Origin of the sequence: Flavobacterium arsenatis (assembly GCF_031456785.1) — a bacterium.
Taxonomy (GTDB): domain Bacteria; phylum Bacteroidota; class Bacteroidia; order Flavobacteriales; family Flavobacteriaceae; genus Flavobacterium; species Flavobacterium arsenatis.
On the sequence record NZ_JAVDVI010000019.1, the window covers coordinates 22,997 to 37,462 of the forward strand.

Annotated in this window: 11 protein-coding genes; 4 read left to right on the top strand and 7 right to left on the bottom strand. The window is 36.9% G+C overall.

Annotated features, from left to right (window positions below; translation table 11 throughout):
- The 4 genes from J2X31_RS16595 to aroC form a co-directional block, all read right to left on the bottom strand.
- Positions 1-1,290: an anthranilate synthase component I family protein gene (locus J2X31_RS16595; RefSeq protein ID WP_310028346.1), complete on the bottom strand. Its 1,290-nt coding sequence runs from the start codon at positions 1,288-1,290 to the stop codon at positions 1-3.
- Between the two features lie 116 nt (positions 1,291-1,406).
- Positions 1,407-2,960 (bottom strand): T9SS-dependent choice-of-anchor J family protein, encoded by a 1,554-nt coding sequence (locus J2X31_RS16600; protein ID WP_310028349.1) that lies wholly within the window; start codon positions 2,958-2,960, stop codon positions 1,407-1,409.
- Between the two features lie 175 nt (positions 2,961-3,135).
- Positions 3,136-4,548: a dicarboxylate/amino acid:cation symporter gene (locus tag J2X31_RS16605; RefSeq protein ID WP_310028352.1), complete on the bottom strand. Its 1,413-nt coding sequence runs from the start codon at positions 4,546-4,548 to the stop codon at positions 3,136-3,138.
- 5 nt (positions 4,549-4,553) lie between these two features.
- A complete protein-coding gene (gene aroC / locus J2X31_RS16610; protein WP_310028355.1) occupies positions 4,554-5,615 on the bottom strand; it encodes a chorismate synthase in 1,062 nt (353 codons plus the stop codon).
- 662 nt (positions 5,616-6,277) lie between these two features.
- Here aroC and J2X31_RS16615 point away from each other — a divergent pair.
- The 3 genes from J2X31_RS16615 to J2X31_RS16625 all read left to right on the top strand — a co-directional run bounded on the left by J2X31_RS16615 (position 6,278) and on the right by J2X31_RS16625 (position 8,549).
- Positions 6,278-7,105, top strand: coding sequence for a UDP-2,3-diacylglucosamine diphosphatase (locus J2X31_RS16615; protein ID WP_310028357.1), 828 nt, complete (start codon positions 6,278-6,280; stop codon positions 7,103-7,105).
- Positions 7,106-7,143: 38 nt separating this feature from the next.
- Positions 7,144-7,935: a hypothetical protein gene (locus J2X31_RS16620; RefSeq protein ID WP_310028360.1), complete on the top strand. Its 792-nt coding sequence runs from the start codon at positions 7,144-7,146 to the stop codon at positions 7,933-7,935.
- Positions 7,936-8,042: 107 nt separating this feature from the next.
- Positions 8,043-8,549 carry a hypothetical protein gene (locus tag J2X31_RS16625; RefSeq protein WP_310028362.1) on the top strand — a complete coding sequence of 169 codons (507 nt, stop codon included), beginning with the start codon at positions 8,043-8,045 and terminating at the stop codon, positions 8,547-8,549.
- 78 nt (positions 8,550-8,627) lie between these two features.
- Here the strand turns inward: J2X31_RS16625 and J2X31_RS16630 are convergent, their stop codons facing one another.
- Positions 8,628-9,467: a universal stress protein gene (locus tag J2X31_RS16630; protein ID WP_310028364.1), complete on the bottom strand. Its 840-nt coding sequence runs from the start codon at positions 9,465-9,467 to the stop codon at positions 8,628-8,630.
- A gap of 234 nt (positions 9,468-9,701) precedes the next feature.
- Between J2X31_RS16630 and mnmE the strand changes: the two genes are divergently transcribed.
- Positions 9,702-11,102 carry a tRNA uridine-5-carboxymethylaminomethyl(34) synthesis GTPase MnmE gene (gene mnmE, locus J2X31_RS16635; RefSeq protein ID WP_310028367.1) on the top strand — a complete coding sequence of 467 codons (1,401 nt, stop codon included), beginning with the start codon at positions 9,702-9,704 and terminating at the stop codon, positions 11,100-11,102.
- A gap of 271 nt (positions 11,103-11,373) precedes the next feature.
- Here mnmE and J2X31_RS16640 read toward each other — a convergent pair whose 3' ends face one another.
- A complete protein-coding gene (locus tag J2X31_RS16640) occupies positions 11,374-12,501 on the bottom strand; it encodes a glycoside hydrolase family 5 protein (RefSeq protein ID WP_310028369.1) in 1,128 nt (375 codons plus the stop codon).
- A gap of 41 nt (positions 12,502-12,542) precedes the next feature.
- On the bottom strand, positions 12,543-14,375 hold the full coding sequence (locus J2X31_RS16645) for a glycoside hydrolase family 2 protein (RefSeq protein WP_310028371.1): 1,833 nt from the start codon (positions 14,373-14,375) through the stop codon (positions 12,543-12,545).
- Positions 14,376-14,466: the final 91 nt, after the last annotated feature.

Genomic DNA, 14,466 nt, shown 5'->3' on the forward strand with positions numbered 1-14,466 from the left:
TTAAGATTTCAAAACCGTGTGCATCGCTTTTGCCTTGAGCAGGCATTCCTCGTATTCATTTTCGGGAACAGATTGAGAAGTGATGGCACTTCCCACAGAAAAGGAAACGTATTTATTTTCTTCGTTATATAAAATACTCCTGATGACAACATTGAAATCGAAATCGCCTTCTGGGGTAAAATAACCGACAGCACCGCTATACAAACCGCGTTTGGTTTCCTCTAAAGTTTCGATGATGTTCATGGCCGAAATTTTTGGAGCTCCTGTCATGCTTCCCATCGGAAAAGTAGTTTTAATGGCATCAACTGGTGAATATTGAGGATCGAGCTTGGAGGTTACCGTAGAAATCATCTGATGTACTTGAAGAAACGAATAAATCCGGCAGAGTTCCTTTACTTCCACCGAACCTTTTTGGGCTGTTCGAGACAAATCATTCCGAACAAGATCGACAATCATGATGTTTTCGGAACGTTCCTTCGGATCTTTTTGAAGGTTTTCTTTGGATTCTTCATCTAAAATTTCATCCGAAAATCTTTTGGAAGTTCCTTTGATAGGTTGAGAAATTATTGTTTCGCCTTCCTTTTTCAAATAACGTTCTGGCGAAGCAGAAAGCAAATAGTGGTTTTTATTCTTAAAGAAAACTGCAAAAGGCGATTTTGATATTTCGTTCAACTTTAAAAATTTATCCATCGGATTGATTTGAGCATCTTCTGCATAAAATTCCATACAAAAATTAGCTTCATAGATGTCGCCACGATTGATGTGCTCCAGCATTTTCCCTACTTTGGAAACATATTTTTCTTTAGAAATTCTTTGTTGAATATTCAATTCAACTTCAAAACCATCGGGAATGTGAATTGTATTTTGAATCTCTTTGATATCTTCTTCAAATTCATCATCACACATATTGAGGTATTGAATTTCAAGCTGATTATCTTTTAAAAAAAAGATTTTTTTAGGCTGGAAGAAAAACAAATCCGGAAAATACAATCCATCGTGATTTTTTGATTTTAGTTCTTCTGTATCGTTTTTTAAATCATACGACAAATAACCGAAAAGCCAATCTTTTGTAGTTTGCTGATATACTTTTAAATCCTCAAAAGCATTATAAAAATCGGTTTTAATGGAGGTAAAAGCATCTAAAGCCAAAATCATATCGTAGTTAGAATAGTCATTTGGATAATTGTTACTGTCCAGAAAAACAACTTCGCGGAATTGTTGGCTCCAGGACAAAAGTTGTTTTTTGAATTCAGATGGATTATCAATAGTGAAAAAAAAAGTAGTCCTCAAAAAAAGTAATTTAGTTGGTAAAATTACAATAAATTATCTTTCAGATGATGGGTTTTTAAACGAAAAAACTCCCCAATTGCTTGAGGAGTTTCAATGTTTTTAAAAGAAATAGAAATTTATTCCTTAATAATTTTTTGAGTAGAGATTCCTTGTGGAGTTTGAATTTTTAATAAATATACTCCAGAAGATAAATCTCCTAATGAAATTTGCAAATTAGTAGCATTATTGCTAACATTCTTAACTTGTCTTCCATTTAAGTCATACACTTCTACAGCCTGAATTGTTTGAAATTCATTAGCAATTGTCAACAAATCTTTCACTGGATTTGGAGAAACAATGAATTTTTTAGCCGTAAAATCTTCTGTTGATAATGTTGATGAAAGAGCAAAAGTATCCAATCCTAAAGAAACCGTTGCTGTTTGTATTGGCGAAAAATGATGGAAACCAAAATAATAAACACCACTAGTTGTTGGTGTGAAGGTTGCAGTAAATTGAGTCCAAGTAGTATTGTTAACAGTGGAAGATGTCCATAAAACATTAGTATGGTTTGCCGCAACAGCTGTATTTCCTACTGTTAATTTAATACTTTGTCCGGGAACTGGATTTGCAGCCGTAAAATTTCTCAAATAAAATGTAATTGTATTAACTGAATTCTCCTGCAACATAATTGGGCGTGAAAACAACCATCTATTTGTTGCTGCTGTTGCAGAGTTGTTAGAAAAAACCATCTGAGTTCCAGCTTGAGGATTACCTGCTGTTGCATTGGTAGACCAAGTTCCTGACCATGAATCAGCTGTGAAACCAGCAGCATTGTCAAATCCGTAAGAATAAGGAGGTAACACCGCGGTCACAACCACTCCCAGATGACCCCATACTGACGAAACCGTAGAAGAACATTTGGAACGAACATAGAAATAGTATTTTGTTCCAGGCGTTAAGTTTGAAATGGTTCCAGTAGTTACACCAGCTCCAACAGATAAGGAAGGTATAGCATTACTTGTAGGTGCAGTTCCAGATGCGGAATGAAAAATATCATATCCTTCTGCTGGTGCAGGAGTTGCTGCTGTCCAAGAAACTGTAACTGAAGAAGATGTTGGTGAAAGAGTAAGTGGACTAGTAGGTTCTAGACAAGCTACTGTAGATCCCAAAACCACATTATCAATATCAAAAACAAATTGATCTGTCGTAGTACTTTGGAAACCAACATAAAGTGTCTGACCAACATAATTTGCTAGATCAACTGTATATTTATAAAAAGTTGAACCACTTGCTGGTGCAACTGAAGCGATAAGAACCGTTGAGAACGCTGCTGCTGTTGCAGTAGTAGTGGATGCTTTTACGGCAATAGTCTCTGGATAAAGAGGATCTCGACTTCGACCCCAAAAAGTTAACTTATCTGTTACTCCCGCTACAACTGTAAATTGTGGCGTTACCAAAAAATCATTATGAGCAGTAGCACCATAATTAATAGAAAAAACATTCGTCCCATTTTGTGCTTGAATAGCATTACTGGTTGATAGATCTGTGACCTCCCATGTTTCGGCAGCATCTCCTCCTGCAATAACAGTCCATCCTGCTGGAGTAGTAGTACTTCCTTCAAAACTTTGGGAAAACTGGGCAAAATTTTGGCTAGTTACTGAAACAGCCAATAAGAGTAAAATTTTTTTCATGAAATTATTTTTTTTTAAATTATTACAGCAAATTTATATATTTTTTATAAACAATGAACAATTGTCCTACATAATATTTTATTATATATCCAATTTAACTGTTAATTTACATTAAATTCATTCAAAATAAAGATAGGTACTTTTTATTTTAATATTTTTGACTGATAATTATCTATCAATCCCTATAAGGTGCCGCTTCGTCAAATTCGCCTTCCCATTTTGCAATGACAACAGTTGCCAAGCAATTTCCTACTACGTTTACAGATGTTCGGGCCATGTCCATCAACTCATCGATGCCTAAAATTGCCGCAATTACAAAAACAGGAAGTCCAAACTGATCGGCTGTTGCAATCAAGATGATAAGCGAAGCTCTTGGAACTGCTGCAACTCCCTTTGAAGTGATCATCAACGTAAAAGCAATTATCAATTGTTCGCCAAAGCTTAAATCAATTCCGGCTGCCTGTGCTACAAATATCGATGCCAATGAAAGATAAAGGGAAGTTCCGTCAAGGTTGAAGCTGTATCCGGTTGGAATTACAAAGGATACAATTTTTCGCGGTACGCCAAATTTTTCCATTGCACTCATGGCTTTTGGTAAAGCCGCATCCGAACTTGTAGTGGCAAAAGCAATGGAAACGGGTTCCTTGATTGCCATTATAAATCGTTTCACTGGGATTTTCAAATAAAGAGCAATCGGCAATAATACCAATAACAAGAAAAAAGTAAGTGCCAAATATAAGGTTCCAAGAAGCATGAATAAATTCTTTAGGATATCAACCCCAAGATGTCCAACCGTATAGGCCATTGCCGCACCTACTCCAATTGGAGCAAAATACATAATCAGATTTGTGAATTTGAACATTGTTTCCGAAAGGCTCTCGGTGAAATCTACCAAAGGTTTTCGCTTTTTTTCTTCTACCAAAGCCAAGCCAATTCCAAAAAGAACTGAAAAAACAACAATTTGAAGTACTTGGTTTTCATAGATGGATTTTACAATGTTTTCGGGAAACAAATCTTTAAAAAAGCTTGTAAATTTATAAACCCCATGAACATGTTCTGGCAAAGATTCAAGTATGGTGTTGTTTTTAGTTATGGTTGGCAATTCTTCCTGAGGCATGTTTGCTATATCAATTCCGACTCCAGCTTTTGTAATATTTATAGCTGCCAAACCAATAAAAATGGCACATGTTGTAGCACAAAAAAAGTAGAGCATCGATTTCCAAGCCATTCTACCCACCTGTTTCAAATCGGAATGTCCAGCAATTCCATAAACCAATGTTGCAAACAATATTGGTCCTACAATGGTTTTAACCAATTTTATGAAACCACTGCTCAAGGGTTGTAGTGCTGCTGCAAAATTTGGGAAATCGACTCCTATGAAGATTCCCAAAACCATACTGGTTAGTATCCAAGTGGTTAGATTTTTTCGGTGAAGTGCATTGGCAATCAATAAGGCTCCGACTGTCCAACGAACGACCATCATAAATTCATTATTGAAAGTAGCAATATCAAATTCGTATAATAAGGTTATAATTAGGGCAATGATAACGGCAATAAAGGTTACAATACTGATTTTGGATTTGAACATAGCTATTATTTATAAGTTTTATTAATCAGATAGAAATCGGCCAAGACAATTGACGCCATGGCTTCTACAATTGGAACTGCTCTTGGAACTACACACGGGTCATGACGGCCTTTGCCGTGCATTTCTACACTATTTCCTTGATTGTCTATTGTTTCCTGCTTTTGCATTATTGTAGCAACAGGTTTGAAGGCAACACGGAAATAAATGTCCATTCCGTTTGAAATTCCGCCTTGGATGCCGCCTGAAAGATTGGATTTTGTTGTTCCGTCGGGATTATAAAGGTCGTTGTGTTCGCTTCCTTTCATTCGGGCTCCACAAAAACCACTTCCGTATTCGAATCCTTTTACCGCATTGATGGAAAGCATTGCTTTTCCTAATTCGGCATGCAGTTTGTCAAAAACAGGTTCGCCAAAACCTATGGGAACATTTTGCAAAACGCATGTTATTGTTCCGCCAACGGTATCGCCTTGCTTGCGGATTTTGCGGATATAGTCTTCCATTTTTTGAGCCGTGGCTTCGTCTGGACAACGAACTGGATTACTTTCGGTTTTAGAAAAATCTAAATCTTGATAGGGCTTGTCTATGAAAATATCGCCTACTGAAGAAACGAAGGCATTGATTTTTATATCCTTCAGGATTTGCTTTGCAACTGCTCCAGCCACTACCCTGCTTGCGGTTTCGCGGGCCGAACTTCTTCCACCACCACGGTAATCGCGGATGCCGTATTTTTGTTCGTACACGTAATCGGCATGGCTGGGACGATAGGAGTCCTTGATGTGTGAATAATCGTCTGATTTTTGATTGGTGTTTGGAATGATGAATCCGATTGGTGTTCCGGTGGTTTTTCCTTCAAAGATTCCGGAGAGGAATTGTACCTCATCGTCTTCCTTTCTTTGGGTGACGATGGCGGATTGTCCGGGTTTTCTTCTGGACATTTCATGTTGAATTGCTTCAAGATTGAGTTCGATTCCTGGAGGGCAACCGTCTATAATTCCGCCCAAAGCCTCGCCATGGGATTCTCCAAATGTGGTTATTTTATATAGTGTTCCGTAGCTGTTTCCGGCCATTTTTTATTGTTTTGAACAAATATAGAATAAAAGTTGAAAGTTTTTAGTGTTTAGTGGTCAGTTTTCAGTGGTCAGTATTCAGTCGCAGTTTTCAGTGGTCGGTGATCAGTTGTCAGTTGTCGGTTGTCGGTTGTCAGGACATTAGGAATGCAAAAGGTTTTTTATACTTGGATGTATTGGGAAGTTCTTTTGGTGCTCTGAATTTTGACGGTGTTTATGGAACAGTTCCTGTGTCCTAAATTCTGCCGAACAGTTTCTTGGAACTGTTCCTGTGCTATAAATTCTACCGAACAGTGTCTTGGAACTTTTTCTGTGTATTCATTTTATTAGCTTATGGATTGGGTTTTAAAATAGCTTTATTTCTGAACTACTGATTTCCTCGTGCGAAGCTAGCCCAGATTACTTCACATTATATTATTTTCAGAGGAGTTCAGTGAATTTCATTTGTAGTGGAAAGCCCGGAATTCTAGAAGCTATTTTTTCCTGACCCAAAAGAGCGACCAACGGAAGCTCCTTTTGGGGCTTGGAAAAAAAGCTTCTAGAATGAGGACTTGGAACGGAAAGCTGGATGGGCTCCTGAAAATAAATTGTTTTCTTAACCTTGATTTTATTTTCAATTAATGGATGAGTGGTTAATTTGTTAAACTTCAAATTGATTCAAATTGAAAAAGAGACCTGTTGAACTGGTGGTTATTTCTGATGTGCATTTGGGCACTTTTGGCTGTCATGCTAAGGAATTGCATCAATATCTAAACTCGATTAAACCGAAAACGTTGGTGTTGAATGGTGATATTATTGATATTTGGCAGTTTAGAAAATCGTATTTTCCGAAATCACATCTTAAAGTTGTGAAGAAATTGATTGATTTTGCTTCGAAGGGAACCAAGGTGTATTACATCACAGGAAATCATGATGAGATGTTGCGGAAATTTAGCGATGCTCACATGGGGAATTTTAGTGTGGTGGACAAATTGGTGCTGGAATTGGATGAAAAGAAGGCGTGGATTTTTCATGGAGATGTTTTTGATGCTTCCGTCCAACACTCGAAATGGATTGCAAAATTGGGTGGCTGGGGTTATGATTATTTGATTTTAATGAACCGATTTGCGAACTGGTGCTTGAATAAATTGGGGAAGGATCCGTATTCGTTTTCGAAAAAAATTAAGGCCAGCGTGAAGAAAGCCGTGAAACATATTTCGGATTTTGAAACCACTGCCACTGACTTGGCTATTGAAAACAAATATGATTATGTGGTTTGTGGCCATATTCATGAACCTAAAATGATTAGGAAGGAAAACAAGAATGGCGAAACGATGTATTTGAATTCGGGGGATTGGATTGAGAACTTGACGGCATTGGAATATAACAAAAAGCGTTGGAAACTATATAGATACGAAGAGGATTATTTTCATGTTGAAGAGGATTATTTTGAAATGGAAAACAGGTTCAGCCAGCAACTTGTGTCCTCTTTCTTGTTTGGAAAAGAGTAAAATGGTTATATTCGCTTTCTAATTTAACCTTTACGAATATGAAACACAACTATTTACTTGCTGTTCTTGTGATGGCATTCCTAACTTCTTGCTCCACTTCGGATGATAGTGCTACACCCGAAGAGCCTACTGCAAACAATTATTTTCCTATTGAAAATGGGGATTTTTGGGTTTATGATGTGAACGGAGATTTCCCCGGACGTGACTCTTTATATATTGCAAACGACACGACTATCAACAACACGCCACACAAGAAATTTAAAACGAAAGATCTTCCGTTTGGGTTCTATTCTAGTTCATTGACTGGAAATGGGATTAGAAAAAGTGGGGACAAACTAATGGTTTCTGGTGCTATAGATATCGACCTAATTGAAGGTTTTCCTGTTGATTTAGCTGTTTCGGATTTTATTATCTTTAAAGAAAATGCTTCGGACAATGAGCAATTGAGTTCTATTTCGGGATCAATAAATTATCAGTTTGATGAAATTCCACTTACTTTCAATTATACGATGAAAAGCGTTTTTGCCGAGACTTTAGCTTCTTTCGCTGTTCCTGGACACGACACCTATCAAAATGTGAAGGTGATTAAAGTGATTGTGAATTTGAATGTTGGCGGGGTTGTTTCGTTTCAAGGAGTTAACTTCCCTTTTAATGTGATGAATTCTCAGGATGTTGTGGTTTCCACTCAATATTATGCAAATAATGTTGGTATGGTTTATAGCACTACCGACATACATTATGAATTGGCCAATATGGAAATTGCACTACCAATCCCTTCTACAGCCACTCAAAACATAAAGGAATATCTTGTAAATCATAGTGGTGAATAGTTAGAATCTACGAATTTTGTAATGTTTTAGCTTAATGTTGATAGGATATGTGCCTGTTAATGGCTTGTTATTTGCTTAACTTTGCCAATAACTTAAAACAAAAATTTATGAAAAAAGTAATCTTATCAGCTGTTATGCTAATTGGTTTGGCATTTACATCACAAGCTCAAGAAATTTCTAAAAATGCATTAGGTATCCGTGTTGGAGATAATGACGGATTTGGTGGAGAGATTTCTTACCAAAGAGGTTTAGGCGACAATAATCGTTTAGAATTGGATTTAGGTTGGAGAAACAGCCGTCACGTTGATGCAATAAAACTAACAGGTTTGTATCAATGGGTATGGAACATTGAAGGAGGTTTCAACTGGTATGCTGGTGTTGGTGGAGGTTTGACGAGTTGGAGCTATGATGATAAGCACGGTCCGTTTCCTGATAACCGCGATGATAGCGGTTTAGGTGTTTTTGCCGCTGGAGATATCGGTATTGAGTATGTTTTTGATTTCCCATTACAATTGTCTTTGGATTTCAGACCAGAAATTCACTTCGGATCTGAGGATTGGAGAAGAGATAATTTTGGACCAGACATCGCTTTAGGTATCAGATACAGGTTCTAATACCAGAGCATTATAAATTAAGAACATCCGCCTTTGAGCGGATGTTTTTTTGTGTAATTATCAAAAACTTTAAATTTATTAGTCGTTATGAAGTGCCAATAATGGAATCTTGGTATGGAAAGCCATTTTCTTGGTCAAACTTGTATGGAACAGACCTTCCCAAAAACTTCTTTTTTGGTTGAGCATCGCCAAGATATTGATTCTGTAAAGGTTAACAAAATCGATAATCGTATCTTCAACATCCTTGCTTTCAATAATGTGAAAAGTTACTTTTTCTTCTTTAAAAATCACTTTCCAATCGGCAATTATCACTTCATTAACTTCGTTGTCGCCATTCTTTACAAACAGACATTCAATATCGGCTTTAAAGCCTTTTGCAAGTGGTAATAATTTACGTAAGGCATCCAGTTCTTCGATTGTGAATTGAGTTGTAAAACCAATTTTCTTGATGGGTTCATATTGGGAATTTGCAGGAACACCAAGTACTAAAGCATTAGTTCCCGTCATTACACTGGCAGTTGTAGATCCAATAAAAAATTCTTTTAAACCAGTTGCACCACCTGTTCCCATCACAACATAATCAATGAATTCATCTTTTACGGTTTGAATGATATTGGTAACCAAATCGCCCTGAAGCATCATGTTGCTCATTTTTATATGATCCAGTTTATGTTGCTCTGCAATTTTTCTTAACATTGGAATCTGGTCTTTGAAGTTCTCAAAGTTGTTCAGTTCCAAACTTTCGTAAACTTCTGCCTGATAAACAGGAACATCGGTATAACTCATATCGATAATAGGCAATTCATAAACGTGAAGCGTAATCACTTCTGCTCCAATATTTTCAGCTAATTTCAAGGCATACACAAAGGCATTGTTTGAAGTTTCTGAAAAATCCGTGGGAAACAATATTTTTCTCATGACTGTCGGGGTTGTTAGTTAACCATCTAAAGTTACAAAAACATTCAGGTTATTGTCATGATAATTATCAGTTTTACATTTATTTAACGGAAAAATGATTTAAAAAAGACAAAAGAGATAAAAGGGATTTAAAGACTTAAAGACGACTCCTTCTATCTTTTAGTCTTTCCATCTTTTAGTCTTTCGATCCTTCTTTAAATCCTTTTGAGTACTTTTGCACAAAACAATTTAGTTATGATCAATCAGGATTCCATCGTGGCATTGGCAACACCTTCTGGAGCGGGAGCGATTGCCGTTATCAGGATTTCGGGTGAGAATGCAATTGCCATTGGAGCCAGCGTTTTCCAGTCGGTTTCGGGAAAAGATATTACGAAACAAAAAACCCATACGATCCATCTCGGACATATTTTTGAAGATGAAAAAATCTTCGACCAGGTTTTGATTTCCGTTTTTAAAGGTCCAAATTCCTATACAGGAGAAAATACGATTGAAATTTCCTGCCACGGATCGACCTACATCCAGCAACAAATTATACAATTATTATTGCGAAAAGGTTGCCGAATGGCTCAAGCGGGAGAATTCACCTTGAGGGCTTTTTTAAACGGTAAATTAGATCTTTCTCAAGCAGAAGCTGTTGCTGATTTGATCAATTCGGATAACGAAGCTTCTCATCAAATTGCGATGCAACAAATGCGGGGTGGCTTTAGTAACGAGATTGCCAAATTGCGTGAGGAATTGTTGAATTTTGCATCGCTAATCGAGCTTGAACTGGATTTTGCCGAAGAAGATGTAGAATTTGCAGACAGAACTCAATTTTATGAACTTTTAAACCGAATTGAATTTGTGCTGAAGCGATTAATCGATTCCTTTGCCGTTGGAAATGTAATAAAGAATGGAATTCCTGTTGCCATTGTTGGCGAGCCAAATGTTGGAAAATCGACACTTTTGAACGCCTTGTTGAATGAAGAACGTGCCATTGTTTCGGACATTGCAGGAACAACACGCGACACCATTGAAGATGAATTGGTAATTGAAGGGATGAGTTTTCGATTTATTGATACGGCTGGAATTCGCGAAACAAAAGACGTTGTGGAAAGCATTGGGATTAAAAAAACCTTTGAAAAAATCGAGCAAGCACAGGTTGTTCTTTACCTGATTGATGGAAGATGGAAGATGGAAGATGGAAGTCAGAATCTACTTCAGGTGAAGATAGAGGTTGAAAAAATTAGAAATCAATTTCCGTTGAAACCACTCATTGTTATTGCAAATAAAAAAGATTTGCTTTCAACTGTTGAAATTAAAAACTTACAATCCGAAATACAAAATATCCTATTGATTTCTGCAAAAAACAACGCAGGAATTGAGGAATTAAAAAACCAATTGCTTTCGTTTGTAAATACAGGTGCTTTGCGAAATAATGAAACAATCGTTACCAACACCAGACATTATGATTCACTCTTGAAAGCCTTGGAAGAAATTCAAAAAGTAAACTATGGCTTGCAAACTAATCTTCCAAGCGATTTGATGGCGATTGATATTCGGGAAGCTTTGTATCATTTTGGAAACATCACAGGGGAAGTTACGAATGATGAATTATTAGGGAATATCTTTGCGAATTTTTGCATTGGAAAATAGCGAGCACAAAACAACAACAAACAAACCAGTTAAATTGTCTTAAAAACAGCAATTTAGCTGGTTTTTCATTTGCCGATACTTTGCGTCGTTTGCAGATGTTCACACTTTTTATGTACCCCTATATCCCTTTCCTACCTATCCTTTAAAAATAAAAATTATTATATTTTTGGCAATTTATGGATACAGTTTTGATAAAAAATACTGGTCCAGATAAAAAAAACGCCTGAAAATCCTTAGATATACAAGCGTTTTTAGTTTTATTCAATTAAATTTATTGCAACATATAAGGAACAATGTTGTTTGTGAAAATTGTTCCTGAGCTATTAACCAAGCCGAACCATCCTCGATCATCCCAAACACTGTAGGACATTTTTTGTCCCAAAGTACTAACGGCCATCGTTCTATAATAACCTCTAACTAAATCCGTGTTACGTTCGGCTGTATTGTTGCTTCTTCCTACGCCAAACTCACCATAATTGATCGGGACGTTTAGCTTGATGGCATGAACACTAACATCCTGAATTCCTTTTTCAATGGCTGCAGTCCCTGGAAACGCGGCATTGCTGCCCGTTTCGCCACAAAATGCCCATGGATTATAGCTGTGAACCTGAATGGCAAGATAATGATCTGAACCAGCACCCGGCAAGCTTGCAATATTGGGATAAACCTCCTCTATATTCACGGCATTACCTTGACCGTTTAGCCCTACCATTATAATACGGGTGGCATTATTTCCTCCCGTAGCCCTAATGGCGTCATATCCTACGAGGTTTACTCTCCTTGTATAGGAAATTGCTGTTAGATCAGATGCGTCAGGAAACGGACCATTACCATCGTTTTCTCCTAAAGTTCCTTCGGGTTCATTCAGCACTTCAAAAATAAGCTTGTTGGGATAATCCTTGAAATAGGTTGCAATTCCTGTCCATAAGGTTTGGAATTTAGTATCATACACAGCCGTTCCGTCATAATGATCTTTTAGCCAATGCTCATGATGCGTGTTTAAAACAACATACATATCAAGGCTTAAAGCATAATCAATAACTTGAACAAGTTCTAAAAACCTTGGATGGCTGGTATTAACATTTCCATTCTCGTCTGCTAGATGATCCGCAAATCTGTCCATCCAAGTGGTTGGAATCCTAACGTGCTTCATCCCTGCATTTTTATATAGATCGATAATGGGCTTGATGGTTTCAAATGTTGTGGGATTGTTGCCATTGTCAAACACATTTCCTAAATTGAAACCTGCACTCATGTCCAGAATAACTTCTTTTGCAGTAGGAAATTCTGAATTGACAGGTTCTTCTCCCACTTCTTCACCTTCAACAAAAACAATCCTTTCGTCATCTGAGCATGAGGAAGTGGCGAAAAAAATCAATAGACCGAAAATTTTAAGCATATTTTTCATTTTGTATTTTTTTAAATTTTAAACAAGAACAACTACTTCTTCTTATCTATGGTTTTATATTTATAATAGTTTTGTAATATATAAAAGGCCTTCTTCTTTTTTCCTGTTTCGGAAATAAGCCCTTTTCTGTTCCAAAAGTTTTGATGGATGGGGTGTTGGCGTCGTGGCGATTTAAAATCTACAAGTATCCATGGCGTCATACCTCTAAGTCCATCAATTCTTTCGAGCATTTCGAGCTGTTTGATATAAAATAATTCCTGAAATTCTTCGGACCAAATGGTATCTTCATCGCCATGGAATCCCGCTACAGCTTCTGCTCCAAACTCTGAAATTACCACAGGCTTATTAAACTTAATATCAAAGGAATATTTCGGAAGCTCCTTTGGCTCAGACCAATACCAGCCTCCATATTCATTAAAACTTGCAAGATCTAGTTTCTCTCCAAGAGCATCATCAACCGTTGCAATATATCCTTCCCGATCTACTTCTAAAGCTGCGGCAATCAATCTAGTATCGTCAAGGCTTCTAGCTTTATCTATTAGTTTTCCCATAAAGATATTTCGTTCGTTGCTGATTGGAGTTTCGTTTCCTACCGACCAAATGGCGATACTTGCCCTGTTTTTATCCCGTTCGATACCAACTGTTAATTGGTTTTCGGCATTTTTATAGGTTTCAGGATTCGACCATGAGATAGTCCAATATACAGGAACTTCCGCCCAAACAAATAGCCCAACTTCGTCTGCCAATCGAAGCATTGCTTCATTATGGGTATAATGTGCCAAGCGAATGTAGTTGCATCCTAGATCTTTTGCCCAATTTAAAATCATCCTCATATCGCCTTCTGATCGTAATCTTCCGCCTAAAAGAGGGTTTTCGTCATGAACGGATATTCCTTTTAGGAAAATCGATTTGCCATTAAGCAAGATGTCCTTGTTTACCGTTTTTATAGTTCTAAAACCTATTTTGTCTGTAATTTTATCTGTACTGGAAGTTATCGTAACCTGATAAAGTTTAGGCATTTCTGGCGACCAATATTGGACTTTCTTTAACGGAAAAGTAAATTTCACATAACCATTTTCATCGGTTGTAAAGGTGGATTTAATTTTAAGTTCTGGAATTTCCAAAACCACATTTTCCTTTTTGTTATTGCCTTTTACTTGAATAAATCCTTCAATATTGTCTTTATCCGCCTTAGCGAGTTGCACCTTATAATCTTCGATATAGGACGCTGGAGTTGTTACAAGCGTGACATCTCTGGTAATACCTCCGTAGTTCCACCAATCAGTATTGATGGTGGGTACTTCATCTTTTTTTCTTGTATTGTCAACCATTACCACTACAAAATTATTCCCGTCGTTTAATTTATCTGAGACATCAAATTGAAAAGGTGTAAAACCTCCTTTATGAACACCCAATTTTTTTCCGTTCAGGTACACATGAGATTCATAATTAACGGCTCCAAAATGCAGGAAGTATTTTTTATCGCTTTTGAGCGAAACCGTAAAATCTCTCTTGTACCACAATGTGCCTTCGTAAAATAAAAGTCTTTCGTCTTGAGAATTCCAATCGCCAGGTACTTGCAATGTGGGTTCAAAATCAAAATTATATTCGGCTTTTGAATTCTCCATCGAAGTTAAATTGTCATAGAATCCGCCTTTTCCTGACTTGCTTTCGTCAAAAGGCTTTTGCCTGTAATCCAGATAGCCCATCTGATACGGATCGATGATGTATTTCCAAGAACCATTTAGGCTCAAACGTTCCCTGCCATAAATATTTTGAATAGTTTTTTGACTGTTTCCACTAAAGTGAAATGAAATAAAAGTGATTAAAACTAAGACTATTTCCTTATAATTTTTTCTTGACATTCTTTTTATATTTAAGATTAAAGCCTGAGAGGTATAGAAACCTTCATGACTAAAAAAGGTTTCTATGTAGTTCCCCCAGACAAACTAACCA